The following is a 24340-nucleotide window of genomic DNA, read 5'->3' as shown; positions in this document are numbered from 1 at the left end:
ATATATGGCCAGGCGAAGATCAGGTGACCTCATAAGGCAGGGTGCCGCGGCTATGGGCGTCGATGGTCAGGCGGCGCTCTAACGGTGGGACTGATCTTTGGTGGCAGGTTTGGCGCTCGCATATGCGACATGATATGCCGATGGGCTCGTAAGCGCTCGCGTTGTTTATGTCGAGATTATCGGCGTAGACCAATGCTTCGGCATGACGAACCTCACATCCCAAGGCGATGGCGTAGCGGCGGACAGGAGCACCGAACGAGCCCCCGGATTTTGAAACATCACGTGCCAATGAGATATAGCGGACGCCATCCGGTGTCTCGGCTAGCTGTTGCAGGAAATGACCCGGGGTCTCGAATGCCCGGTGGACATTCCAGAGTGGGCAGGCGCCGCCGAAGCGGGCGAATTGAAGCCGCGTGGCTGAATGTCGTTTAGTGATTGTGCCCGCCTGATCCACGCGGACGAAGAAGAAGGGAATTCCTTTTGCACCGGGGCGCTGTAGCGTGGACAGGCGGTGCGCCACCTGTTCAATCGACGCCCCGAACCGGTTGCTGAGCAGCTCCAAATCGTGCCGATAGTCCTGCGCTGCGGATAGGAAAGCGCCGTAAGGCATCAGCGAAGCCCCGGCAAAATAGTTGGCGAGGCCAATTTTGGCGATGGCGCGGGCCTCATCGCTTTGGAAACGGGCGAAATCTAGCGTTGCTTCAAGCAGCTTATCCTGACTGATCAACGCCACCTGCAGCAATAGTTGGAAGACCTGCGTTTGTGGTGCGGCGCGCGAGGAAAGGCGCAGGGTTTTGTCACCAGCATTGTAGCTGCGTAAGGTTTCTGTGTCGGCGAAAGTGACGTGAATGCCGCGTTCTGACAGGCTGTTCAGGGCGACTTGCCGAATATCGCTGGTTTCATCGGCACGGCTGGCGAAGCGTTCGGCGGCGCGGTCAACGGCGTCAATATAATTGTCGCAGTAGTGAAAGAAATCGCGCACCTCTTCCCAAGGGCTGGCCTGAATACGGGCATCCTCGCGGCCCAATGCCTCGTCGAGCGAGGCGAGGCGTTCATGGGTCTGGCGATAGGCGCGGTGTAACTCGATGAACGCGCGTGCAAGCGCGGGCGCATTTGAAGCGGTGAGCCTGAGATCAGCCAGAGGGGGCGCCGTTTCGGCGAACACCGGATCGGCCAGTGCTTCGCGCATGTCCGAAACCAATCGTTCGCTATCCCCTGTGCTGAGTTCGGTCACATCCATACCAAACTCTTGCGCCAGTGCCAGAACAACGGTTGTCGAGATCGGCCGGTTGTTATTCTCCATCTGGTTCAAATAGGGCAGTGAAACGCCCAGTTTTGCGGCGAAATCCTTCTGCGTGAGGGTCAGGCGTGTGCGCATTTCGCGCAGCTTGGCGCCAGCGTATAGTTTCTGAGTGGCCATGGCGGTTCTTTGCAGCTTTACTGAATCTGCAGGCTAACTTTGCAAACCCTTTCGCGCAAGCCGTCTACAGACCCAATTGCCGTTCGCGCCAGATAACAACGCTGATCGCGCAGATTGCCAGGGCGGCGGTTGCCAGCATCAGCCAAAGCAGAGGCATCGCGCCTGTCTCATGCGTCAGCAATGCGCCTGCCAATGCGCTGAGTGCCGCGCCGCCGCCCAACATGATTGCACCGCTCAGGCCAGATGCTGTGGCCGCCAGATGCGGGCGGACCGAAAGCGATCCGGCAGTCGCATTCGGGATCGCCATGCCGTTACCCAACCCGACGAAGGTCATCAGGCCAAAGAAGCTGAGCGCCGTTCCCAAATCCACTAGGAACAACAAAGCTGATAGGGCCACGCCAATTGCATTCAGCCAGCATCCCCAACGCACCATTCGGTTGACGCCGAAGCGAACCGAGAATCGACCGCTGATGAAGTTACCGAAGAAATAGCCAATCGCAGGCGCGCCAAAGTAGATGCCGACCTCGGCGGCTGTCATGCCGAAAACTTCGGTCCCGATATAGGGTGCGCCCCCGAGATAGGCAAAGAACGCGCCTGAAGAGAAAGCTGAGGACAGGGAATAGCCCCAGAAGCGGGGCGATTTCAGCAATTCAGGATATTCGCGAAATTGCTGCATCAGTGTTTTGCCGCTTGCGGCGGCGGTTTCGCCAAAATCTTGGTAGGTCAGCACCAGCGCTAGCGCCGCAAGGGCAAAGGGTAGCCAGAAATTGGCTTTCCAGCCAAAAGTTTCTTCGAGAAGCCCGCCGACAGCAGGGCCGATCATCGGGACGACTGCCATCCCCATGGTGACATATCCGAGCATCGAAGCAGCCTGGTCCTGTTCGTACATGTCCCGCACAGCCGCACGACTTAAGACAATACCAACGACAATGACGGCCTGAAACATTCTGAAGGCCAGAAAGGTCTCGACATTTGGGGCGTATATACACCCCAGCGTTGCAAGCAGAAAAAGGGCGAGTCCCCACAGCAGTACAGGCCGACGTCCGGCCTTATCGGCAATGGGTCCTATTAAGATTTGCAGTGCCGCGTTGACCAGAAGATAAAGCGCGATCGAAAGCTGCATCACCTTGTAATCAGTCTGAAAATACGTCGCCATAAAGGGAAGGCTGGGCAGATACAGATTCATGCTCAGTGCCGACAATCCTGACAACAAAACGAGTGTTGCAAGCGTGGGGGGCGTGCGGCTGACAGAGGGTGAACTGAACTGCATGGTTTACCTTTAGACCCTGATCGCAGGAAATGCCATCGGCAGTTTGGCTTGTTGTGTTAATTAACAAATTTGCAGTTATCTCAAATAGTGTTGCCAAATATTTGCAAATTTGCCGAAAACTTCTTTGGCCGCCGATCCCAACTCGTTATGGTCGCGCAAATTCTCTTGGGAGACTACCGACATGAAAGACATCCTTTCCGAGCTCGAAGGCCGTCGCAACAACGCGCGATTGGGTGGCGGGCAAAAACGCATCGACTCGCAACACGCCCGCGGAAAGCTGACGGCACGCGAACGGATCGAGTTGCTGGTAGACGAAGGCAGCTTTGAAGAGTTTGACATGTTTGTCAGCCATCGCTGCACTGATTTCGGGATGGAGAAACAAAAGCCTGCTGGTGATGGGGTGGTCACAGGCTGGGGTACGATCAATGGTCGAATGGTCTACGTCTTCAGCCAGGACTTCACCGTATTCGGTGGCTCTCTGTCAGAAACCCATGCGCAGAAGATTTGCAAGATCATGGACATGGCAGTTCAAAACGGAGCGCCGGTGATCGGGATCAACGACTCGGGCGGCGCGCGGATTCAGGAGGGCGTCGCTTCATTGGCCGGATATGCTGAGGTGTTCCAGCGTAATATCATGGCCTCAGGCGTTGTTCCGCAGATCAGCGTGATTATGGGGCCGTGCGCAGGTGGTGCGGTTTACAGTCCTGCAATGACCGACTTCATCTTCATGGTCAAAGACACCTCGTACATGTTCGTGACCGGCCCAGACGTTGTAAAGACCGTCACCAATGAGGTCGTGACGGCGGAGGAACTGGGAGGGGCTTCAACCCACACCAAAAAGTCGTCGGTCGCTGATGGCGCGTTTGAAAACGATGTGGAGGCGCTGGCCGAGGTGCGCCGTCTTGTCGACTTCCTTCCGCTCAACAATCGCGAGAAACCGCCGGTTCGTCCGTTTTTTGACAGCCCTGACCGGGTCGAGACATCGCTGGATACGCTGATCCCGGACAATCCGAACACGCCGTACGACATGAAGGAACTGATCACCAAAGTGGCGGATGAGGGTGATTTTTACGAGATTCAGGAAGACTACGCTAAGAACATCATCACCGGTTTTATCCGGCTTGAGGGGCAGACCGTGGGCGTCGTGGCCAACCAACCCATGGTATTGGCAGGATGTTTGGACATCGATAGTTCCCGAAAAGCGGCCCGGTTCGTGCGGTTCTGTGATTGCTTTGAAATCCCGATCCTGACGCTGGTAGATGTGCCGGGCTTTCTGCCGGGGACGTCGCAGGAATATGGCGGCGTGATCAAACATGGTGCGAAGCTGTTGTTTGCCTATGGTGAGGCAACGGTTCCGAAGGTTACGGTGATCACGCGTAAAGCTTATGGTGGTGCGTATGATGTGATGGCGTCGAAACACCTGCGCGGCGATTTCAACTATGCCTGGCCCACGGCTGAGATCGCGGTGATGGGTGCAAAGGGCGCGACCGAAATCATCCACCGCGCCGATCTCGGCGATTCCGATAAGATCGCGCAACACACTCAGGACTATGAGGACCGGTTCGCAAATCCCTTCGTTGCGGCCGAGCGCGGCTTTATCGACGAGGTGATCATGCCACAATCGACCCGCCGCCGTGTATCACGTGCATTTGCGAGCCTGCGCGGCAAGCAACTGAAGAACCCTTGGAAAAAGCACGACAATATCCCGCTGTAAATGCCCGCCGAGGAGGCCCGAGCCGTAAATGCCCCGATTGACCGGACATAAGACCGTGCAGGTTGCAACCACTCTGCACGCTCCCCCGGAGGAAGGAGGCCGCCGCTGGCGGATCCGGGGATGCGCCGGGGTTATTACGTTGCTGGTCGGAGTAGGTTCGGCGCTGGCCTCAAACCTGCTGCCCGTGCCATCGGGTCAACCGGTCGAGCTTAGCGATGTGCTTCTGGACACCAATCCGGGTGAGCTTTGGGTGCGGTTTAGGTTCATTGCACCCAAGATCGGATCGACTGCAGGTCGTATCACATATGATGTCGCCGTAGTCGACATGGAGCATTTGTGTGAAACACTGGCGGTGCCTTACGTGGCCCAGCACGAATTGCAGCCTGCCCGGATTGTGATTTCGTTTTCGGACAGACCGGTAGCGTTCGGCACCTCCGAACCTGACGCAACGCAGTTCTTCGAAGCCTACCGGCTGGATCAATCCCGGTGTATCTGGGAGGGGCTCTGACCATGAACCAACAATGTCACAGTCTCAGAGTGTCCCGATACAGTGATGCAGCTCTGGAGGTTCGCATGATCACTTCAATCCCGCAGGCATGTCCGATGGCCTGCCATATCTGGAACTTGTCCGTTGAGGTTTCGCAATGCTGAAACATCGCGGTTTCCCCGGACGTTTGCCCGGAACAGACTTCCAGTTCACCATTCGGCGGGCCAATCCCAAGGGCGTTACGCCGCTGACCCAGCGAGAACGCTTTCGCGATCGCAAACCCGCCGATAAGCGCGCAGATGTCGCGTTTATCGAGGCGTTATGGGCGCATTTTGGTGATCAGCCCTTTGAGCGAGGCAATCTGGACGCGGGCCGTCTAAGTTGGCTGTTCGGGCGTGAGGTTGTCGCCGCCGAAGACCCGTTTGATCCTGCAAGCTACGATGCTCTGCTGGTGATCAATCTGGACGCCGCGCGCCAATCTTTCCCTGACGTGTTCGACGGAGTGCGCTGATTGTGACCGGTGCTGCCGCACATAACACTCAGATGATCAGTGACACTGGAACCCTGCCCGCTAATGGGCAGGGTAGGCTGTTTTCATCAGAAGTTGAGTTGCGCGGCCAACTGGACACGATTGCCGTCGAATGTGTCGCCGGAAATTGTGTCGTTCCGCTCGCCATAGATGTATTCGGCGCTGAGCGTCAGGTTGTCTGTCGCCTTGTAAAAGGCATTGACGTGGATCGTCTCAAGCTCGGTGAACGACAAAGTACCGGTCGATGTAGGCAGGTCGTAGTCTTCCTTGCCATAGGCGATGCCGACGTTCCATTTGGAACTCAGGTCCTGACGGAATTCGATGGTGTAGCCATCAACATCGTTGGCCTGACCCCCGACGACTGCGTCGCCCAAGCCGATCAGGTAGGGGCCAAGTGCCTCGCCGTTGACATAGTTGACCTGGAACAACCCACCTTCCCACGGTCGGATCGAGCCCGACAAAGAGAAACCGGTCTGATCGACCTCGACGTCGCCGGATTGCGCCTTGCCGTAGAGCGCCGAGGCACGAGCGATGTATTTGCCATCGTTGTATTCGACCGAACCAGTCAGCACAGGATCATCCGAATCCGAGCCGCCGACGTTTTCTTCAACGGAAACGGCGAAGGTGGTATTCGATCCGATATTGTTGGTGTAGCGCACCTGCGGTACGCGCGCGAAAGCGATCCCGACCGGCCCGTTAAATTCCACCGAGGTCGGGTAGGTGTCCAGAGGTTGGAAATTGGTCCAGTATTGTCCGATCAGCCATTGTTCCCCAATTCGGATATTGGCATGACGAATTCGGAATTCGGCGGTTCCGTCCGAGCCGAAGGCATCGACTTCGATCTGGCCCTGAATGTCACCGATTCCCGAAGGCGTGCTGGTGCGCAGCCCGATACGAGACTGACGGACTGTGGCGCCAAACGTACCATCTGTCTCGGCCGAGGGTTCACCAATCACGTTTACGAATGCGGTGTCGCCCTGATCGTATTCGAAGTCATAGAAGAAGTCGGCTTTGACATAACCGTAGACGTCCAGAGTGGTGTTGCCGATCTGCAGATCCCCAGTGCCAGACCCGGGATTGGAGGATTCCAGCGCTTCGACCCGGGCGCGCAGTGCATCCAGTTCAGCCTGAGTTTGTGCATCTTGCGCCAAGGCTTGCATACCGGTCACGGAAAGCGCGCTGGCAGCAAGCAGGCTAGCAGTTTTACCCTTTGTTATCATATGGATAGTTCCTTGTGTGCGAGTGTGCAGGGGCACCGTTCCACGCAACTGAATTCTTGGGAAATCACCAAGTTGAGAGAAGATGCTCTCAATTTTTCAAGCAAAAGTGTCGGTAGACATGTGACGTTTCACGCTGCGGTGAAACCGGAATCTAAGTTACTGTCACCGGAAGGATTTTTGCGTGAGTTTGTAGTGATGTTGCGTGAGGTGCCTCGCGCACTGCCTCGCTACAAGTCTTCGATTTGTAACAGGAACGTGACGGATTTCAGACGTAGTCGTCGCTGTCCGGGCGATTACGACGTCGGCGCAAATCTGCGTGGTGCCGCGCTGGATGGGCAGGTTTCAGCCGGAATCTCAGATGGAAACAATAACTGGTTGGCGGCCAGAATTGTGCTGTGCACAGTGATTGGGCCGTGCGGCTCTACTTTGCCTGCGTCGCACAAGCACCTACTATTCCGTACCCCTTCCTTCCGCGGGCAGGCTTGTGTTCCCCACAGAGTTCTGTCCGCGGTTTTCTTTTTGTCAGGATTGGACAAAAAGCGGCAAAAACCTGCGCAATTCGCAAGTTTGAGGTCCGTGTTATTGCATAACAAGGCGCGAAATCGGCATCTGCTCTCAAAGACTGCAAAAAATCTAGAAGGGCAGAAACCATGCGAATCAAACGAATTTCCCTTGCGTTGGCAACCTGCGCGGGTTTGGCGGCCTGCGGTGGCTCGACCGGCGAACAGGCGATCCTTGGCGGCGGTGCGGGGGCTCTGGGGGCGGCGGTCCTCAGTGCAGATCCGCTGCTTGGGGCGGCAGTTGGGGCTGCGGGCAACGTGCTTTACTGCAAGACCCAGAACAACTGTAACTAAAGCTGAATTTAACGGGGCTGGAAAAGTCCCGTCCGTCATTGCGTATCACGCCGTCGTGGGGTCAACGCCCCGCGGCGGCGTTTTGCGTTTCCAGAACATCAAGCCAAAGGACGTTCCATGTTCAACAAGATCCTGATCGCAAACCGGGGCGAGATTGCCTGCCGGGTCATCAAGACCGCCCGCAAGATGGGCATTGGCACGGTTGCCATCTATTCAGATGCTGACAAGAACGCCCTGCATGTTTCAATGGCGGATGAGGCCGTGCATATCGGCCCGCCGCCCGCCAACCAGTCATACATCGTCATCGACAAGGTGATGGATGCCATCCGTAAAAGCGGCGCGCAGGCGGTCCACCCCGGTTATGGCTTTCTGTCCGAGAACTCCAAATTCGCCGAGGCGCTGGATGCCGAAGGCGTCGCCTTTGTCGGCCCCCCGGTCGGTGCGATCGAAAGCATGGGGGACAAGATCACCTCGAAGAAGATCGCGCAGGAGGCCGGGGTTTCGACGGTGCCCGGTTACATGGGCCTGATCGAAGACGCCGATGAGGCGGTGAAGATTTCGAACGACATTGGCTATCCGGTGATGATCAAGGCCAGCGCAGGCGGCGGTGGCAAGGGCATGCGGATTGCGTGGAATGACGAAGAGGCGCGGGAAGGTTTCCAGTCATCCAAGAACGAGGCCGCGAACTCCTTCGGCGACGACCGGATTTTCATCGAGAAATTCGTGACTCAGCCGCGCCATATCGAGATTCAGGTGCTCTGTGACAGTCACGGCAATGGCATCTTTCTCGGGGAACGCGAATGCTCGATCCAGCGCCGGAACCAGAAAGTTGTGGAAGAGGCGCCATCGCCCTTTCTTGACCCCGAAACCCGTAAGGCGATGGGCGAACAGGCCGTCGCGCTTGCCAAAGCGGTGGACTATGCCAGTGCCGGTACGGTGGAATTCATCGTGGATGGCGAAAAGAACTTCTACTTCCTCGAAATGAACACCCGCCTGCAGGTGGAACACCCGGTGACCGAACTGATCACTGGTGTCGATCTTGTCGAACAGATGATCCGTGTGGCCGCTGGTGAAAAACTGTCGATCACGCAGGATGACGTCACCCTGACAGGCTGGGCGATTGAAAACCGTCTTTATGCAGAGGACCCGTATCGTGGCTTCTTGCCCTCGATTGGCCGCCTTACCCGTTATCGCCCGCCGCAGGAGGTCGCAGCCGGCCCGCTGCTTGTGAATGACAAATGGCAAGGTGATGCGCCTAAAGGGGATAGCGCTGTGCGTAACGATACCGGCGTCTATGAGGGCGGCGAGATCAGCATGTATTACGACCCGATGATCGCCAAGCTGTGTACTTGGGCACCGACCCGCGAACAGGCGATTGAAGCCATGCGCGTGGCGCTGGACAGTTTCGAAGTCGAAGGCATCGGTCACAACTTGCCATTCCTGTCAGCGGTCATGGATCACCCGAAATTTGTAAGTGGTGACATGACGACCGCTTTCATCGCCGAGGAGTATCCGGACGGGTTCGAAGGCGTCGACCTTCCCGAAGAGGATTTGCGCCGTATCGCAGCCTCGTGCGCTGCCATGCACCGGGTTGCCGAAATCCGTCGCACCCGCGTATCGGGCCGGATGGACAACCATGAACGGAAAGTCGGCAAACGTTGGAATGTCGCTCTGCAAGGGCAGGATTTCAGCGTCAAGGTTAAGGCTGACAAACAGGGCGCGACTGTCAAATTCAAAGACGGGTCAGCTCTGCGTGTGTCCTCTGACTGGACGCCGGGTGACCAACTTGCGGTGTTGGACGTGGATGGCAGCCCGTTGGTCTTGAAGGTTGGAAAGATATCGGGCGGGTTCCGTATCCGAAACCGAGGGGCTGACCTCAAGGTACATGTGCGCACCCCGCGTCAGGCCGAACTGGCCCGCCTGATGCCCGAGAAGCTGCCGCCTGATACATCGAAAATGCTGCTCTGCCCAATGCCGGGCTTGATCGTGAAGATTGATGTGGAAGTAGGTCAGGAGGTGCAGGAAGGTCAGGCACTTTGTACCGTTGAGGCGATGAAGATGGAGAACATCCTGCGCGCCGAGAAAAAGGGCGTTGTCTCCAAGATCAACGCGGGCCCCGGCGACAGTCTGGCCGTTGACGATGTGATCATCGAGTTCGAGTGATGATGCGCGCACCTGCGACATATCTTTCAAGGTTCCCAGCGGCTTCCGCCGGGATCTTGAGGCATGTCGCAGGTGCTCAGCCGCCCTCACGTCGTTCGCGGATTTCGCGCTCGCGCAAAGGCGTCTTGTCAATGGATCGGCCAATCTCACGCACGCTCCATGGGCTGGGTTTGCGCAGTTTGACGACACCATCCTTGTCGACAAACACCATCTGGAATCCACGTGGTCGCAGTTTTGATCGGATCGATGATCGCGCCGCCGGATCAGTATCGGTCAAGACAATCACGTCGCGATCCCGCATTGCGTCCTCGCCTTCGAGTAACATGTCAATCTGTTGCTGGAATCTTGGGTCTGCCGGGGTATCGGCAAAAACGACGATCGGGCGATGCGTCCAGAGAAAATCGCTTAGATCGCTGTCAGCTACTGGACGAACAAAGCTGTCATTCGCAGGGGCAGTCGCGTCGGCGGCCAAGGCGGCCAACGGGAATAGTGCCGAGAAAACAAAGGCAAGCGTGCGTGTCATGAGGCCTCCTGTTGTGATGAATATAGCCTCTGCTGGGGCGAATGCGACTGACGAAATGCGTGTGATCACCAAAAATTTGCTTCGTGGACGCCGCACCCACCCATGCGTATTTATCAATTTGCCTACAAAATGCGCCGTTCCCGCGGCCTTCGTGTGGGGAGAGTAGGCCGATGGAAGTGATCCTGCATTGCGGTGCACATCGATGTGCAAGCACCAGTTTCCAGAACTATCTGAGCCGGAACGTGCAGGTCCTTGCAGATCAAGGTCTGGCGTATTGGGGGCCGGAGCGAACACGCTCCAATGGCCTCAACAGCTTGAATAAACTGACGCCTGAGGTCTGTGATGGATTACGCCGCGAGTTGGACGTATGTCAGCAAGACGGCGCGACGCAGCTATTGGTCAGCCAAGAGAATTTCGTGGGCTCAATGGAGCGCAATATTGCCTTTGCCTCGCTCTATCCAGGTATGCAGGAACGTGGGCAGCTTTTGGCAAGGGCATTTGATGGAAGAGTCACTAAAATTGCTTTGAATATCCGCGCGTTGGATATGTATTGGTCTTCCGTGGCCGCCTATAAGTTCAAACGTGGCAGCGCCCCAATAGAGCCCACAAAGTGGACCCGCATCGCGCAAAGCAAGCGGAGCTGGCGAGACGTCATCACCGATATTAGCCACGCCTTCCCGGGCGTCCCATTGCTCGTTTTGCCGTTTGAGGAATTTGCGGGTCATCAACAGGCGCAGCTTCAGGCGCTGACGGGTCGCACCGCGCCCGAATTCAGCGATGGCCTTGCGTTGAATGCTGCGCCCAAACCCACGCCCCATGGTCTGACCGCTGAACAGGCGATGCAGCTTTGGGCTGATTATGCCGATGATCTGGAATGGCTTGCCTCGGGCGCCGATGGGAGGGCTGAACTGATCTGCCGGACAGATAGCAATGCACGCGGGGTCGCCCCCGCCGAAACCAGAATTGAACAGAGGAAATCGACATGACCGACACCAACGACTGGCAGGTGCTGGCTGAAAAAGAGCTGCGCGGCCGACCTTTGGGCGATCTGACCAAAGAGACGCTGGAAGGCATCGACGTCAAACCGCTTTATACTCAGGAAGACACGGCTGATCTGCCGCATATGGGCTCGCTTCCGGGCTTCGGTCCGTTTACGCGCGGCGTAAAAGCGACGATGTATGCGGGGCGCCCTTGGACGATCCGTCAATATGCAGGCTTCTCGACGGCTGAAGAATCGAATGCATTTTACCGCCGCAATCTGGCAGCCGGCCAGCAAGGTGTCTCGGTCGCCTTCGATCTGGCGACTCACCGGGGGTATGACAGTGACCATCCCCGTGTGGTGGGCGATGTCGGCAAGGCCGGTGTGGCCATCGACAGCGTTGAGGATATGAAAATCCTGTTCGACGGTATCCCGCTGGACAAGGTTTCGGTCTCAATGACGATGAACGGGGCGGTGATCCCGGTTCTGGCCAGCTTCATCGTTGCAGGTGAAGAGCAGGGGCATGACAAGGCCGTGCTCTCGGGCACCATTCAGAACGACATTCTGAAAGAGTTTATGGTGCGTAACACCTATATCTACCCGCCCGAGCCTTCGATGAAGATCATCTCGGACATCATCGATTACACTTCGAATGAGATGCCCAAGTTCAACTCGATCTCGATCTCCGGCTATCACATGCAAGAGGCCGGGGCGAACCTGGTGCAGGAACTGGCTTATACGCTGGCCGACGGGCGCGAATATGTGCGCGCAGCGACGGAATCAGGCATGGACGTGGACAAGTTCGCGGGTCGTCTGTCGTTCTTCTTTGCCATCGGCATGAATTTCTTCATGGAGATCGCCAAACTACGCGCTGCGCGCACCCTTTGGCATCGGGTAATGACCGAGTTCGGGGCGAAATCCGAACGGTCGAAAATGCTGCGAACTCATTGCCAGACCTCGGGCGTGTCGCTGCAGGAACAGGACCCCTATAACAACGTGGTCCGCACTGCCTATGAGGCCATGAGCGCGGTTCTGGGCGGCACACAGTCACTGCATACCAACGCACTGGACGAGGCGATCGCGCTGCCAACCGATTTCTCGGCACGTATCGCGCGAAACACGCAACTGGTGTTGCAAGAGGAAACCGGCGTGACCGATGTGGTCGATCCGCTGGCGGGCTCTTACTACGTCGAAAGCCTGACCAACGAGTTGGTCGAAAAAGCCTGGGCTCTTATGGAAGAGGTCGAGGAAATGGGCGGTATGACCAAGGCCGTTGCCAGTGGCATGCCCAAGCTGCGGATCGAGGAAAGCGCTGCGCGCCGTCAGGCCATGATCGACCGGGGCGAAGAGGTCATCGTTGGTGTCAACAAGTATCGCAAAGAGCAAGAAGACCCGATCGATATTCTGGACGTCGATAACGTGGCCGTGCGCGAAGCTCAGGTCGCGCGGCTGGAGCGTATCCGTGCAACGCGCGACGAGGCGGCTTGCCAACAGGCACTGGACGCCCTGACAACAACCGCCCGCGAGGGAGGTAACCTGCTGGCCGCCGCCGTCGAGGCCGCTCGAGCCCGCGCATCCGTAGGAGAGATCAGCATGGCAATGGAGAAAGAGTTCGGTCGTCACCGCGCCGAAGTGAAGACCCTGGCCGGTGTTTATGGGGCGGCCTATGAGGGTGACGAAGGTTTTGCCGCGATTCAGAATTCCATAGAAGAATTCGCCGAGGCCGAGGGGCGTCGCCCGCGTCTGCTGGTGGTCAAGATGGGGCAGGACGGCCACGATCGAGGGGCCAAGGTGATTGCCACTGCCTTTGCCGATATCGGGTTTGATGTGGATGTCGGCCCTCTGTTCCAGACGCCTGCAGAAGCCGCACAGGACGCGGTGGACAATGATGTGCATGTGATTGGGATCTCTTCGCAGGCTGCGGGGCATAAGACATTGGCGCCTCAGTTGGTTGAGGAACTGAAAAAGGCGGGGGCTGAGGACATCATAGTCATCTGCGGTGGGGTCATTCCGCAACAGGATTACCAGTTCCTTTACGATCACGGTGTGAAGGCGATCTTTGGTCCGGGAACGAACATCCCTGAAGCGGCACAAGACATCTTGCGTTTGATCGGCGAAGCCAAAACCTGACGCCGGCGCCAAGATTTTTCGTACGAAAAATCTTGTGATTTCGCCCCTTTGCGGAAAACATGCGACCAGACCCAAATGGTCTGGTCGTTTGTCATCAGGAGGCGTCTTCATGTTACTGGATCATCTGGCTGTTGCGGGCGAAACGCTTGAAGAAGCTTCTGACCATATCGAACAGGCGCTGGGCGTACGGCTTCAGGACGGCGGCAAGCATGAAAAATTCGGGACGTATAATCGACTTTTGGGCTTGCGGGATGGGCTCTATCTGGAGGCGATTGCGATCGACCCCGAAGCCTCCAAACCGCAAAGGACGCGCTGGTTCGATCTGGACCGGTTCACCGGATCACCCCGCCTGACCAACTGGATTTGCCGGGTTCCGGATATCGAAGCGTCACTGACCGTTTTCCCTGACGGCGTCGGACAACCTATCGATCTGAACCGAGGCGCGCTGCGCTGGCGTATGGCAGTCCCCCCAAGTGGACGTCTGCCATTTGACAACCTCTTTCCGGCGCTTATCGAGTGGCAGGGTGATCTGCATCCGGCGCAAATGCTTCAGGACAGTGGCTGCCGGTTACGCCGCCTTATAGTGTGCCATCCGGATGCAATCGACTTAGCCAAAGGTTTGGGGGCGTTGGAGAATGTCGCGTTTGACAGCGGCCCGGCTGCATTGCGCGCTGAATTCGAAACACCGCACGGGTTGCGCGTGCTGGAATGAACATCCGGCAGGCCAGAACCCAAGATGCACCTGCGATTAGGGCGATCGCAAACGCGATCATCAGAGATACGCTTATCACGTTCACCAACGATGAACGCAGCGTAGAAAGCGTGGCCGCAGAGATCGAAACCAAAGGCCCTGCTTTTCTCATCGCCGAGCGCAGTGGTGCCGTCGAGGGGTTTGCGACCTATGGCGCCTTCCGCTCGGGACCGGGATATGCGCAGTGCCGCGAACATTCGATACAGTTGGCACCCGAAGCCAGAGGCCAGCATGTTGGCCGTTCGTTGATGGAGGCTCTTGAAGCCATCGCGCGGGAGGATAACGTGCATGTCTTGGTGGCGGGCATTTCATCGGCCAACCCCGCAGCCATCGCCTTCCATAAGGCAATTGGCTTCAAGCAGGTGGGACGCATGCCTGAAGTGGGGTTCAAATGGGGGCAGCGGCTGGATCTTGTCCTGATGCAGAAAATACTCGGCCCGCAGTCATCTGTCGCACCTGACAGTCGTGACAAGGCACGCTAGGGTGCGCCCATGTCGATCTGGTCCAGAATAGCCGACGCGCTGAACGCGCTTGCCCAGGGCGAAAGCCTGACTGCGGTGTTTGAGAAACTGCGCACGCCGCCAGAACGTTCGGTGGCCTTTGCGATTGCTGTCGTGGCGCTTGGCGCCAAGATGGCCAAGGCCGACGGTCAGGTGACGCGGGATGAGGTGACGGCTTTCCGTGAAGTGTTTCAGATCGCGCCCGAAGATGAAGACGGGGCGGCCAAGGTCTTTGACATGGCACGGACAGACGTTGCTGGATATCAGGACTATGCCCGCCGGATTGCCCGCATGTTCGCCGAAGATAGCACCACCCTGTGCGATTTGATGGAAGGGCTGTTTCACATTGCTATGGCGGACGGGTTCTACCATCCGAACGAAAACGAGTTTTTGGAAGAAGTCAGCCGCATTTTCGGCCAGACCGACGCTCAGTTCATGGCCCTGCGCGCGCGTTTCGTACCGGATGCGCCGAAAGACCCCTATACGGTTCTGGGCGTTCCCCGCGACGCTCCTCTGACCGAAATTCGCAAGGTTTGGCGGCAACTGGTGCGAGAAACTCACCCCGATGCGATGCTGGCACGCGGCGTTCCGGAAGAGGCGGTGCGGCTGGCCGAGAAAAAGATGATCGACATCAACCGCGCCTGGGATGAAATCAACGGCGCTCGGGTCTGATCCGTGCGGTTGGCGACCTACAATATCGAATGGTTCGCCAACCTGTTTGATCGCAATGACAGCCTGATTGTCGATGGCAGCTGGTCAGGGCGTCACGATGTGACCAAGGCCCGGCAGGTTGAGGCGATCGCAAAGGTGCTGACGGCGATCGATGCCGATGCGATGCTGATCGTCGAAGCCCCCAACACAGGCAAGTCTCAGAATACCGTCCGTGCCTTGCAGCGATTTGCCGAGGCGTTCGGTCTGCGTACAAGCCATGCAATCATGGGATTTCCCAATGATACACATCAGGAATTGGCCCTGCTTTATGATCCCGAAATTCTTACAGCCAAACACGACGCAAGGGAGGCCGAGAACGCGCCGCGTTTCGATGCCGAGTTCCGGATCGACCTGGATGTGGATGCGACCGAGGATCTTGTGCGGTTTTCAAAGCCTCCGATGGAATTGGCGATCCAAACAACCTCAGGGCAGGAGTTTCGACTGATCGGGGCGCATCTGAAGTCCAAAGCGCCCCATGGCGCTGCATCGCGGGATGAGATGATACGAATTTCGATTGCCAATCGCCGTAAGCAGTTGGCGCAGGCGGTATGGCTGGGTCGACGGGTCCGACATCATTTGACGGAGCAAGAGCCGGTGATTTTGCTGGGCGATCTCAATGACGGACCCGGACTGGATGAGTTCGAACACCTCTTCGGTCGATCGTCGGTCGAGATATTGTTGCAGGCGGGGCTCTATGATCCTCATGCAGCAAGGGCATTGGAACTGCGCCCCGGTTCCGTCCCAGCAACTGCACGATTTGCGCGGCCGAATGAGGGACGGTATCTTGAGGCGTTGTTGGACTACATCATGATTAGCGAGGATTTGCGCGCCCACCACCCGAACTGGCGCATCTGGCATCCGTTTCGCGATGCCGCCTGCTGGGGCAACCCCGAGCTGAGGGATGCCTTGCTAACCGCATCCGACCACTTCCCGGTGACGTTGGATATCGACCTCTGACCTTTCAACACTCGGCACGCTCGCTTATATTCAAGCTATGCTACGTCTCATGCTGATCAGCGCTATTTGTACCGCCTTGGCCCTGCCTGCCCAAGCACAGGACGATTCGGGTAAGTCGCTGATGGAGCGGGGTGCCGAGTTGTTTCTGGAAGGCTTGCGGCAAGAGATGGAGCCCACGATCGAAGACCTGCGTGGATTTGCGGACCAATTTGGTCCGGCTTTGCAGTCTTTCATGCGGGAAATGGGTCCGGCGCTGGCTGAGTTGGCTGCTCAGGTGCAGGATTGGAGCGCGTATGAATCGCCCGAGATGTTACCAAACGGCGACATTATCATCCGCAAGAAGCCCAAAGATCAGCCCGAAGAAGTTGTGCCGGAAGAAGAGACTTCTAACGGTTATACCGATATCTGATTATCCGCGAATGATCACTTTGGGTTCTGATTTCAGCGCGCCGGCCAACGAGTTAAAACGGGCCTCGGCGACTTCGTTGAACAATGCGCCTGCCGATTTGGGCAGACGCAGTTCGAGCTTTTGTTTTTTGGGATAGTAACGCATCTTGCCCATGGCTGCGTCGTGCTGCATCCAAAGCATCGCTCCGAACCGTAGTGCTTTGCCCAGGATTTCGGCTTGTTCCTGGCCGCGTTCGTCGAGCAGTTCGTAAAGCTCGGTAAAGCGGCTCCCTTCGCGTTTGTTGCGATATCGGTGTTGCAAAGCGAGCCCGATAAAGATCCGCTCGGAATGTTTGATCCCGCTCATGTTGGCGCGGGTGACATATTCGAAACAAGCCTCGGCCCGGTAATCTGGATGCGCACGCCAACTGACGTCATGCAGCAGACAAGCTGCCTTGATCAGGCGCAGCATCGGTTCCGGCGCCGAACGGAACAAGGGCATGACAAAATCGAACAGGTGTTTGCCGAAACCGGGCAAGCGCGCGTCTTTCGCTTCGGCAAACCGGCAGGCTTCGATCAAAGGATCCCGGTCGCGCAGGCGTTGCGGCATCTGTTCATACAGCAATCCTTCGCGGATGCCGTAGCTTGAAATCGCGATGTCCTTTGGTTTGAACGTGCGGATCAGGCGTGAAAGCACATCCATTGCATAGGGGATCAATGCCATACGCGAGCCCGACACACCGGCCAATGCGCGCAATTCATCAGGATCATTCTGTTCGATGAACTTGATGGTCTCGCGTACCTGACTTTGTGTCATGCGGTATTCGTGCAGCACGTTCAGCGGATAGCCTCGGCGCAGCATGTCCAGACGTGCGAAGGCGCGCCAGCTGCCGCCGACCAGAAACAGCCGATCACGTTGAGGGCCCATCCGGTCGCGCATCTCTTCCAGCGTCTTCTTGATATGCTCCTTACGCGCCCGGCGACCGCCTTTGATATCGCGCAGCTTGAGCGGCCCCAGGGGCGAAGTCATGCGACGTCCGACCTTGCCGCCTCCGATCTCAGCGAGTTCGACGGACGAGCCACCGATGTCGCAAATCAGCCCATAAGCTCCGGGCCAACCCAGCAGCACGCCCTGAGCTGAGAGCCGTGCTTCTTCCTCGCCATCGACAACGTTGATGATCAGGCCGGTTTCGGCTTTTGCCTGCGCGCAGAAATCCGGTCCATCGCTGGCCTCGCGCACCGCAGCGGTGGCGACCGCGTGCAGGGCGGGCAGGCCGAGGTCTCTGGCAAGATGCTGAAACCTGTGCAAGGCAGCCAGCGCCCGTTTGCGACCTTCAGGGTTCAGTCGGCCGGTCTCTGACAGGCCGGCGCCCAGTTCGCACATCACCTTTTCATTGTAGAAATAGGCCGGTGAGCGCGCCGCGCCGTCAAAGATCACCATCCGGACCGAGTTCGATCCGATATCGACAACCCCGACCCGGGAAAGTGCACGGGCGCCCGGATCTTCGAACAGCGGCCTTCCGAACAGCCCGTGATCCGGGAAATCAGTCTCGGCAATCTTGGTCATGGTGTCCCCAGGTCTTTTGCGCGACAGGATGCGAGATCACCCTTGTTCGGTCAATTGCAGGCATCCGATTGTTCGGCTTCTGTGTTCAATAGACGCACCGCCAGCGCACGCGTGATGTCGCGTTTTTCGGTTAGCGCAATTTCGTCCAGCTGCTCGACCACGCGGGCGGCGGTTTCAAAGCTTCGATTCATATGCTTGACCAGATATGCTATGACATCCGGCGCCGGATTGAGCTGCCGGTCGGTGAATAGCTTCGCCAGCACTGCGCCCAGCAACGCATCGTCCGGCCCTTCAAGCGACACATGATGCGCACCTTCGGCCCGGCTTTGCAGATCAGCCAGCGGCAGATGCCACAGCTTCGGCGTCGTGCGCCCGGTCATCAGCAAGGCGTGGCCCTCAGCCAGAACCAGATTGTGCAAATGGAACAGAGTTTTCTGCTGCTCGGCGTCCGCAGCGATTACCGGCACATCCTCGACCGCCACCGGACCGCGCGCCAGGTCCGGCACGTCGTCATATCGAAGCGCGGCGGCTTGTACGATTCGACCGCCGGTCTCGCCGGCCCAGACATGCGCCAGATGGGTCTTGCCCGATCCTGCGGGGCCGCTCAGCACCAGTTTGTTGCCAGGCCATGAGGTGGCAGAGATCATCGCAACAGCCAGCGCATTAGCAGGCGAGACGAAAAAGTCTTCGCGGCCCAAGGCAGTCTTGGACGGCAGATCAAAGCTGAGCTGCATGGCCATTTATTCGTCTTCCTGATTGAGCCCTTCAAGCCCGGTATATAGGCGGCTGTGCAGATATTGCTCGGTCGCAAACCGTGCCAGCACGCCCAAGGCAGCCGCTACAGGTACTGCGATCAGCATTCCGACAAAGCCGAACAGCGCGCCGAAGACCGACAAGGCCAGCAGCAGCCAGACCGGGTGCAGGCCCACTGAACTACCGACGAGGTTGGGCGTCAGGAAGTTGCCCTCGGTCACCTGTCCGATAGCAAATATACCGGCGACCAAACCGATATGTGCCCAGTCCCCCCAGAACTGAAACAGGGCCAGGCCTATGGCTAGGGTGCCTCCGATCAGGGCGCCCAAATAGGGGATGAAGGTTACCAGTCCTGCAATGAAGCCGACGATCAGGCCGAATTGCAGACCGACCAGCATCAATGCGACAGCATAGTAGGTGCCGAGGATCAGGCAGACGGTACCCATTCCACGCACGAATGAGGCAAGAACGGCGTCGATTTCACCAGCAAGTCGTTTGATCGTGGGGGCGTGATCACGGGGCAAGAGCTCTCCGATCCGGGTGATCATGCGATCCCAATCCATCAGCAGATAAACCGCGACAACCGGTACGATAACCAACAGGACGACGACATTTATCGCTGAACCCAATGAGGCCAGAACGGTTTGCAGCACATCGCCGGTTTTTGATTTCAGCGTCTCGCCAAATGACACCAGCATCTGGTGGGTATTTGATTCGCGATCGAGCAAAGCCGGGAATTGTTTCTCAATAAAGGCGCGCAGTTCTTTAAAAAGGCTTGGCAAAACATCAATCAGATCCAGTAGCTGTGTGATCAACGCGGGCACAACCATAAGAATCATCAAAACAAAACCAAACACGCCGACAACGGTAATGATCCCGGTCGCAGCCATGCGCGAAAGGCCGAGTGTTTCCAGGCGGTCCGCAACGGGATCAAGGAAATATGCAATCGCACCACCGATCACAAAGGGCAGCAAGACATCGCCCAACAGGTACAAAAGCAGCACGAAAACAGCGGCGGCAATGCCCCAGTATCTAAGCTGATCCTTCACCGGCAAGGCCATGGCGCAATCCCTCGTTTGCACAGCATTGCCGTGTTCTTGGCCCATGACGCCCGGCGATGCAAGCGGTTCATGGCGCGCGATTTTTATACCCTAGTCTGTCAGAGTACCCAGTTCCGGTGTCTCACCTGTGGCCATTTCATCAGGCCAGTTGGTGCGCCAGATTTCCGCCGACCAGTGTCCGCAATGTACCTTCGGGCGATCAAAGCCGGACAGGGCAGGCAGCAGTGGCGCAACCACCACATCGTGGCGCGGAACGGCGAAATAAGGGAAGGAATAGCGTTCACGCCCGGATCGATTAACCACGCGATGCGGGGTCGATTTCAACCGCCCGCCCGACCACAGTTCCAGCATGTCGCCGATATTGACCACGAAGCCGCCGGGCGGGCAGTCCGGTGTGATCCAGCCGCCGGTGCGGGTCTGCACCTCAAGTCCTCCGACCGGATCGGGAGCGATTATTGTCAGCGCGTCGGTGTCCTTATGCGGATGAATTCCATAGCCAAGCTCATCCGGGGATTGTGGCGGATAGTGTAGCAGGGTCATGTTGGTCATCGGGTCGCGGAAGGCGTCGCGTAGTGTGTTGGGCGGGATTTTTAACCCCACTTCCAATGCACCCAGCAAAAGATCTGTCACGCCATCAAGCTGTAGCCAGTAATCCAGTATTACCGCGCGGGCCTGGGGCACTTCTCGGGGCCAGATATTCGGGCCGTAAAGTGCGCATTCAACCCGGATCGGCGCATCTTCGGCTGCTTCGAAATGCAGCTTGTACCCTTCGTACTTATCCGCCGCGCCCGAGCCGTCATTGGGCGTGAAGAACCCCATCGGAATGTACCCACGATAGTTTTCGCGGGTGATGGCCTGATCCCATTTTCGGGCCTCGTCGATATCAAAGATCGCACTGACACACTCGCGCACCTGCTCGATGTGCTCAGGCGTGATGCCTGTCCCTGTGATCGACAGAAACCCGATGCTGGTGCAGGCATCCATGATCTGCGCGACCGTTGCTTGATACAGCGGACCAGAAGGATCAGTCAGCGGGCTGATATCTATGGTCGGAATATGCTCCATCAGTTAATTCTCACGCCTTGTCGTTCCAGTTCCTGATGCACAGGAACAAGGTTCATGCTGTCGAGATCTTGATTGCTTTTCAAGGATAACGCCGCAGCGATCCCTGCGCCCTGACCCATCACCGCGCAGCAGGACATGTTGCGCGTCGCGGCGTGAGCGACCCGATCCGCGCCATGGGACCGGCCCGCAACCAACAGGCCCTTGATCCCTTTGGGCAGCATCGAGCGATACGGAATCTGCATATATCGCCCCGTGGTCGGCAAGATCAGAATGCCGTAGCCATCGATGAATTCAGGGTAGATACCGATGGAATCCTCGAACCGGCCCTGATGACGCGCGTCATTTTCGGTCATGTTGTAGACAGCATCGATCTTGCGCGTATCCCGAATGCCGATGGTCATTCCGAAATTGCGTAGACGTGCGTTTTCGCAACCCGGCATGAAACGGCGAAGGGCATCAATGGCCAGCATCGCCTGTCGGCGGCCTTCGATTTCACCAAAGGTCAGGCTTTCGGGGTCGGTTCCATCGATCTGGTCCATATGAATCAGGTTCATATAGGTCAGTTCTCCGGTATCGTGCATCGCCCCCCAGGTCCCCGCGATCGTGTTCAAATGAGCCGGTATCAGGCCCTCATCAATCGCCTGCTGGAAGGGTTTCTTGACGAAGGGCGAGAACATGTCGTCCTCTTTGCCCGAGGTTTCGATATTCCATTCGCCTCCGCCACCCCAGTCTTTATAGGTCTGCGGGTCGGCTTTGACACCTTCAATAAAGGCCCGTTTGTCGACACCGGCCAGATGGAACATCACTGAGGCCGCCATCATGTCCTCGCGTGGCGTCTTGTGCGTCGGGGCGCCCGCGCGATGCGCTACATCTGCATCCCCTGTGGCGTCGATGACAACCTTGGCCAAGATCGCCTCACGCCCCGCTTTGGATTCGGTAATCACCCCAGTGATGCGATCCCCCTCCATGATCGGGGCGACGAATTGCCGGTGCAACATCGGATGGACGCCAGCCTCTTCAACCAGCTTGTCGGCCACCAGCTTGAAGCCCTCGCTGTCCAGTTCGTAGCTGAGCGATTGGCTTTCAGGCACTGCTGCACCCATCTCTTTGGCGCGGGTTTCGAACTCCATGCCGATGCCTCCGGCCTCGACAGTTTGTTCGTGGCGATACCAGGCAAAGCCTTCGACACCGACTGCCGTAATATTCCCACCCATGCAACCGAACCTATCCATCAAGGAAACTTCGGCCCCAGCGCGTGCGGCAGCCAGCGCTGCTGACAATCCAGCGGGGCCCGAGCCCACAACCAATACGTCTGTCTGATGAACAACGGGGATCTGGCGGGCGGGTTCGGTGATTGTTTGCATTGCTGCCTCGCGGTTTAACGTTTGCGCCAACATTGAAAACCCCAACGCTCGGGTCAATCAAAAAACCGACTGCGCATGGGTCGCAAAACACCGATGTGCGATTGCCCCCGGCTAGGCTTTGGAATAATCACCTTGCAGCGAAATTCTCACCCGTAAGGTTACGTTATGCGCCTCAGCCGTTACTTTCTGCCCGTTCTCAAGGAAAACCCCTCGGAGGCTCAGATCGTCAGCCACCGGCTGATGCTGCGTGCCGGGATGATCAAACAGGCCGCCGCCGGGATTTATTCCTGGTTGCCATTGGGCTTCAAAGTTCTGCGCAAGCTGGAGAACATTGTGCATGAAGAGCAGGCGCGGGCTGGACACATCGCGATCCAGATGCCGATTCTGCAATCAGCCGACCTGTGGCGCGAATCCGGTCGTTATGACGATTATGGCCAGGAAATGCTGCGCATGCAGGACCGCCACGGTCGCGATATGCTGTACACGCCAACCGCCGAGGAACTGGTGACCGACATCTTCCGCGGCCACGTGAGCAGCTACAAAGACCTGCCGCTGACGCTCTATCAGATTCAGTGGAAGTTCCGTGATGAAATCCGCCCACGTTTCGGCGTGATGCGGGGGCGCGAGTTCTACATGAAGGACGGATACAATTTCGATCTGACCAAAGAAGACGCGCTGCACGCGTATAACCGCCACTTGGTCAGCTATCTGCGTACTTATGAGCGGATGGGTCTGCAAGCCATCCCGATGCGCGCTGATTCTGGACCTATCGGCGGTGACTACACGCATGAGTTCCTCGTACTGGCCGATACTGGCGAATCCGAGGTCTTTTATGACAGCGCGGTCACCGATCTGACCTTCGGCGATCGTGAGATCGACTATGATAGCCGCGAACAGTGTCAGGCGATCCTCGAAGAGTTCACCTCTAAATACGCCCGCACGGACGAAACCCACGACGAAGCCCTGTTTGACCAAATCCCCGAAAACCGCCGCCGCGTGGCGCGTGGTATCGAAGTGGGGCAGATCTTTTATTTTGGCACCCAGTATTCCGAAGCTCTTGGAGCGACTGTGCAAGGCCCCGATGGCAAGCCGGTTCCGGTGCATATGGGCAGCCACGGCATCGGCGTTAGCCGCCTGATCGGTGCGATCATCGAAGCCAGCCATGACGACAAGGGCATCATTTGGCCCGAAGGCGTGACTCCATTCCATTGCGGCATTGTGAACTTGAAGCAAGGTGATGAAGAGGCGGACGCGGCGTGCGATAAACTCTACAGCGCGTTGACTGCGCTGGGGCTTGAGCCGCTTTATGATGATCGGAATGAACGGGCAGGGGGCAAGTTTGCCACCATGGACCTGATCGGTCTGCCGTGGCGCATCACTGTGGGTCCGCGTGGTCTGAAGAACGGTGTGGTCGAACTCACCAGCCGCCGTACCGGCGAAAGTGAGGAACTCAGCCCCGAAGCGGCCGTCACCAAGATCGCAGAAATCTATGAGGGCATCGCCTGAACAAGGCGGTGCAACCTTCGGCGGTTTAGCTCAGGAAGCTGAGGTCGGACGTGCGGTCAGGAAATCGCCGTCCGCTTCGCTGCCGCGTGCGACCACGATCGGGCGACCAAAGCGGCGTACAAGTTCCGCCAGTTCGAAGCCCAGAAACCGCAATCCACAGACGCGTTCGTCAGTGGAGCGATCCGTGATGCACAGCCGCCCCTGCCGGAAAGCAAGGCGATAGCCTTTGTCCCGCAGTATGTCGGCCAAACCGGCCCAGCTTGCTGCGCTTGTGAAAACTGGCCTGATCGCTGCCCGCAACAATGCGGCGCTTTCGCAATCCAGTTCTGTTGCTGCTGAACGGGCAGTAATCGGGCCCGTACCTTCCATATGTTCTTGAATACCCATGAGCGTGCCTCCGCCCTTAAACTCTTAAAATGTGTCCCCCAC

23 protein-coding genes are annotated in these 24340 nt (G+C 57.6%); 13 read left to right on the top strand and 10 right to left on the bottom strand.

Annotated features, from left to right (window positions below):
- Nucleotides 1-19 precede the first annotated feature (19 nt).
- Nucleotides 20-1420: a helix-turn-helix transcriptional regulator gene (locus ACR0I1_RS12740; protein ID WP_170392156.1), complete on the bottom strand. Its 1401-nt coding sequence runs from the start codon at nucleotides 1418-1420 to the stop codon at nucleotides 20-22.
- A 64-nt stretch (nucleotides 1421-1484) separates the two neighbouring features.
- A complete protein-coding gene (locus ACR0I1_RS12735; RefSeq protein ID WP_480706756.1) occupies nucleotides 1485-2690 on the bottom strand; it encodes a multidrug effflux MFS transporter in 1206 nt (401 codons plus the stop codon).
- A gap of 181 nt (nucleotides 2691-2871) precedes the next feature.
- Between ACR0I1_RS12735 and ACR0I1_RS12730 the strand changes: the two genes are divergently transcribed.
- From ACR0I1_RS12730 to ACR0I1_RS12720, 3 genes are all read left to right on the top strand, one after another.
- On the top strand, nucleotides 2872-4404 hold the full coding sequence (locus tag ACR0I1_RS12730; RefSeq protein WP_170392153.1) for an acyl-CoA carboxylase subunit beta: 1533 nt from the start codon (nucleotides 2872-2874) through the stop codon (nucleotides 4402-4404).
- Between the two features lie 28 nt (nucleotides 4405-4432).
- Nucleotides 4433-4912 carry a DUF6497 family protein gene (locus ACR0I1_RS12725; protein ID WP_480562390.1) on the top strand — a complete coding sequence of 160 codons (480 nt, stop codon included), beginning with the start codon at nucleotides 4433-4435 and terminating at the stop codon, nucleotides 4910-4912.
- Between the two features lie 136 nt (nucleotides 4913-5048).
- Entirely contained in the window at nucleotides 5049-5402 is a 354-nt protein-coding gene (locus tag ACR0I1_RS12720; RefSeq protein ID WP_170392151.1) for a hypothetical protein, read from the top strand.
- An 86-nt stretch (nucleotides 5403-5488) separates the two neighbouring features.
- Here ACR0I1_RS12720 and ACR0I1_RS12715 read toward each other — a convergent pair whose 3' ends face one another.
- Nucleotides 5489-6640 carry a DcaP family trimeric outer membrane transporter gene (locus ACR0I1_RS12715; RefSeq protein ID WP_170563885.1) on the bottom strand — a complete coding sequence of 384 codons (1152 nt, stop codon included), beginning with the start codon at nucleotides 6638-6640 and terminating at the stop codon, nucleotides 5489-5491.
- 650 nt (nucleotides 6641-7290) lie between these two features.
- Here ACR0I1_RS12715 and ACR0I1_RS12710 point away from each other — a divergent pair.
- Nucleotides 7291-7494: a hypothetical protein gene (locus ACR0I1_RS12710; RefSeq protein ID WP_170392147.1), complete on the top strand. Its 204-nt coding sequence runs from the start codon at nucleotides 7291-7293 to the stop codon at nucleotides 7492-7494.
- A gap of 117 nt (nucleotides 7495-7611) precedes the next feature.
- A complete protein-coding gene (locus ACR0I1_RS12705; protein WP_223116801.1) occupies nucleotides 7612-9657 on the top strand; it encodes an acetyl-CoA carboxylase biotin carboxylase subunit in 2046 nt (681 codons plus the stop codon).
- A gap of 76 nt (nucleotides 9658-9733) precedes the next feature.
- On the opposite strand, the gene ACR0I1_RS12700 is transcribed toward ACR0I1_RS12705, so the two are convergent.
- Nucleotides 9734-10180 (bottom strand): DUF4174 domain-containing protein, encoded by a 447-nt coding sequence (locus ACR0I1_RS12700; RefSeq protein WP_170512329.1) that lies wholly within the window; start codon nucleotides 10178-10180, stop codon nucleotides 9734-9736.
- Nucleotides 10181-10350: 170 nt separating this feature from the next.
- On the opposite strand from ACR0I1_RS12700, the gene ACR0I1_RS12695 reads away from it, so the two are divergent.
- From ACR0I1_RS12695 to ACR0I1_RS12665, 7 genes are all read left to right on the top strand, one after another.
- Nucleotides 10351-11166, top strand: a complete 816-nt coding sequence (locus tag ACR0I1_RS12695; RefSeq protein ID WP_170594698.1) for a hypothetical protein — start codon at nucleotides 10351-10353, stop codon at nucleotides 11164-11166.
- Nucleotides 11163-13289, top strand: a complete 2127-nt coding sequence (gene scpA, locus ACR0I1_RS12690) for a methylmalonyl-CoA mutase (RefSeq protein ID WP_170512325.1) — start codon at nucleotides 11163-11165, stop codon at nucleotides 13287-13289. Before ACR0I1_RS12695 ends, scpA begins: the two co-directional genes overlap by 4 nt.
- A 109-nt stretch (nucleotides 13290-13398) precedes the next feature.
- Nucleotides 13399-14001 (top strand): VOC family protein, encoded by a 603-nt coding sequence (locus tag ACR0I1_RS12685; protein WP_223116798.1) that lies wholly within the window; start codon nucleotides 13399-13401, stop codon nucleotides 13999-14001.
- Nucleotides 13998-14522, top strand: coding sequence for a GNAT family N-acetyltransferase (locus ACR0I1_RS12680; RefSeq protein WP_223116797.1), 525 nt, complete (start codon nucleotides 13998-14000; stop codon nucleotides 14520-14522). The genes ACR0I1_RS12685 and ACR0I1_RS12680 overlap by 4 nt, the downstream gene beginning before the upstream one ends.
- A gap of 9 nt (nucleotides 14523-14531) precedes the next feature.
- Nucleotides 14532-15212: a molecular chaperone DjiA gene (locus tag ACR0I1_RS12675; RefSeq protein ID WP_170392133.1), complete on the top strand. Its 681-nt coding sequence runs from the start codon at nucleotides 14532-14534 to the stop codon at nucleotides 15210-15212.
- Between the two features lie 3 nt (nucleotides 15213-15215).
- Nucleotides 15216-16208, top strand: a complete 993-nt coding sequence (locus ACR0I1_RS12670; protein ID WP_170594704.1) for an endonuclease/exonuclease/phosphatase family protein — start codon at nucleotides 15216-15218, stop codon at nucleotides 16206-16208.
- A gap of 37 nt (nucleotides 16209-16245) precedes the next feature.
- The gene (locus tag ACR0I1_RS12665; protein ID WP_170512319.1) at nucleotides 16246-16617 is read left to right on the top strand and encodes a hypothetical protein; all 372 of its coding nucleotides are present in this window, start codon (nucleotides 16246-16248) and stop codon (nucleotides 16615-16617) included.
- Here the strand turns inward: ACR0I1_RS12665 and ACR0I1_RS12660 are convergent, their stop codons facing one another.
- The 5 genes from ACR0I1_RS12660 to ACR0I1_RS12640 all read right to left on the bottom strand — a co-directional run bounded on the left by ACR0I1_RS12660 (nucleotide 16618) and on the right by ACR0I1_RS12640 (nucleotide 22438).
- Nucleotides 16618-18162, bottom strand: coding sequence for a Ppx/GppA family phosphatase (locus tag ACR0I1_RS12660; RefSeq protein ID WP_170401504.1), 1545 nt, complete (start codon nucleotides 18160-18162; stop codon nucleotides 16618-16620).
- A gap of 50 nt (nucleotides 18163-18212) precedes the next feature.
- On the bottom strand, nucleotides 18213-18902 hold the full coding sequence (locus ACR0I1_RS12655) for an HdaA/DnaA family protein (protein ID WP_480706751.1): 690 nt from the start codon (nucleotides 18900-18902) through the stop codon (nucleotides 18213-18215).
- Entirely contained in the window at nucleotides 18903-19976 is a 1074-nt protein-coding gene (locus tag ACR0I1_RS12650) for an AI-2E family transporter (protein WP_480706983.1), read from the bottom strand.
- 90 nt (nucleotides 19977-20066) lie between these two features.
- Entirely contained in the window at nucleotides 20067-21041 is a 975-nt protein-coding gene (locus tag ACR0I1_RS12645; protein ID WP_480706749.1) for an isopenicillin N synthase family dioxygenase, read from the bottom strand.
- Nucleotides 21041-22438, bottom strand: coding sequence for an FAD-dependent oxidoreductase (locus ACR0I1_RS12640; RefSeq protein ID WP_480706748.1), 1398 nt, complete (start codon nucleotides 22436-22438; stop codon nucleotides 21041-21043). Before ACR0I1_RS12640 ends, ACR0I1_RS12645 begins: the two co-directional genes overlap by 1 nt.
- Nucleotides 22439-22570: 132 nt before the next feature.
- On the opposite strand from ACR0I1_RS12640, the gene proS reads away from it, so the two are divergent.
- Nucleotides 22571-23911 (top strand): proline--tRNA ligase, encoded by a 1341-nt coding sequence (proS, locus tag ACR0I1_RS12635; protein ID WP_170818770.1) that lies wholly within the window; start codon nucleotides 22571-22573, stop codon nucleotides 23909-23911.
- A gap of 30 nt (nucleotides 23912-23941) precedes the next feature.
- Here proS and ACR0I1_RS12630 read toward each other — a convergent pair whose 3' ends face one another.
- Entirely contained in the window at nucleotides 23942-24298 is a 357-nt protein-coding gene (locus ACR0I1_RS12630) for a hypothetical protein (RefSeq protein ID WP_170512346.1), read from the bottom strand.
- Nucleotides 24299-24340 lie beyond the last annotated feature (42 nt).

Source organism: Ruegeria sp. B11 (assembly GCF_056539785.1).
Note: the sequence above shows the minus strand (reverse complement) of the source record. Positions and strands in the feature narration are given on the sequence as shown.

What these genes read in the sequence shown, in the direction of transcription:
- ACR0I1_RS12735 (WP_480706756.1), bottom strand. Translation starts at nt 2,690, where the DNA reads ATGCAGTTCAGTTCACCCTCTGTCAGCCGCACGCCCCCCACGCTTGCA.
- ACR0I1_RS12630 (WP_170512346.1), bottom strand. Translation starts at nt 24,298, where the DNA reads ATGGGTATTCAAGAACATATGGAAGGTACGGGCCCGATTACTGCCCGT.
- ACR0I1_RS12730 (WP_170392153.1), top strand. Translation starts at nt 2,872, where the DNA reads ATGAAAGACATCCTTTCCGAGCTCGAAGGCCGTCGCAACAACGCGCGA.
- ACR0I1_RS12685 (WP_223116798.1), top strand. Translation starts at nt 13,399, where the DNA reads ATGTTACTGGATCATCTGGCTGTTGCGGGCGAAACGCTTGAAGAAGCT.
- ACR0I1_RS12720 (WP_170392151.1), top strand. Translation starts at nt 5,049, where the DNA reads ATGCTGAAACATCGCGGTTTCCCCGGACGTTTGCCCGGAACAGACTTC.
- ACR0I1_RS12645 (WP_480706749.1), bottom strand. Translation starts at nt 21,041, where the DNA reads ATGGAGCATATTCCGACCATAGATATCAGCCCGCTGACTGATCCTTCT.
- ACR0I1_RS12665 (WP_170512319.1), top strand. Translation starts at nt 16,246, where the DNA reads ATGCTACGTCTCATGCTGATCAGCGCTATTTGTACCGCCTTGGCCCTG.
- ACR0I1_RS12680 (WP_223116797.1), top strand. Translation starts at nt 13,998, where the DNA reads ATGAACATCCGGCAGGCCAGAACCCAAGATGCACCTGCGATTAGGGCG.
- ACR0I1_RS12740 (WP_170392156.1), bottom strand. Translation starts at nt 1,420, where the DNA reads ATGGCCACTCAGAAACTATACGCTGGCGCCAAGCTGCGCGAAATGCGC.
- ACR0I1_RS12705 (WP_223116801.1), top strand. Translation starts at nt 7,612, where the DNA reads ATGTTCAACAAGATCCTGATCGCAAACCGGGGCGAGATTGCCTGCCGG.
- ACR0I1_RS12695 (WP_170594698.1), top strand. Translation starts at nt 10,351, where the DNA reads ATGGAAGTGATCCTGCATTGCGGTGCACATCGATGTGCAAGCACCAGT.
- ACR0I1_RS12715 (WP_170563885.1), bottom strand. Translation starts at nt 6,640, where the DNA reads ATGATAACAAAGGGTAAAACTGCTAGCCTGCTTGCTGCCAGCGCGCTT.
- proS (WP_170818770.1), top strand. Translation starts at nt 22,571, where the DNA reads ATGCGCCTCAGCCGTTACTTTCTGCCCGTTCTCAAGGAAAACCCCTCG.
- ACR0I1_RS12660 (WP_170401504.1), bottom strand. Translation starts at nt 18,162, where the DNA reads ATGACCAAGATTGCCGAGACTGATTTCCCGGATCACGGGCTGTTCGGA.
- ACR0I1_RS12655 (WP_480706751.1), bottom strand. Translation starts at nt 18,902, where the DNA reads ATGGCCATGCAGCTCAGCTTTGATCTGCCGTCCAAGACTGCCTTGGGC.
- ACR0I1_RS12725 (WP_480562390.1), top strand. Translation starts at nt 4,433, where the DNA reads ATGCCCCGATTGACCGGACATAAGACCGTGCAGGTTGCAACCACTCTG.
- ACR0I1_RS12640 (WP_480706748.1), bottom strand. Translation starts at nt 22,438, where the DNA reads ATGTTGGCGCAAACGTTAAACCGCGAGGCAGCAATGCAAACAATCACC.
- ACR0I1_RS12710 (WP_170392147.1), top strand. Translation starts at nt 7,291, where the DNA reads ATGCGAATCAAACGAATTTCCCTTGCGTTGGCAACCTGCGCGGGTTTG.
- ACR0I1_RS12675 (WP_170392133.1), top strand. Translation starts at nt 14,532, where the DNA reads ATGTCGATCTGGTCCAGAATAGCCGACGCGCTGAACGCGCTTGCCCAG.
- ACR0I1_RS12700 (WP_170512329.1), bottom strand. Translation starts at nt 10,180, where the DNA reads ATGACACGCACGCTTGCCTTTGTTTTCTCGGCACTATTCCCGTTGGCC.
- scpA (WP_170512325.1), top strand. Translation starts at nt 11,163, where the DNA reads ATGACCGACACCAACGACTGGCAGGTGCTGGCTGAAAAAGAGCTGCGC.
- ACR0I1_RS12650 (WP_480706983.1), bottom strand. Translation starts at nt 19,976, where the DNA reads ATGGCCTTGCCGGTGAAGGATCAGCTTAGATACTGGGGCATTGCCGCC.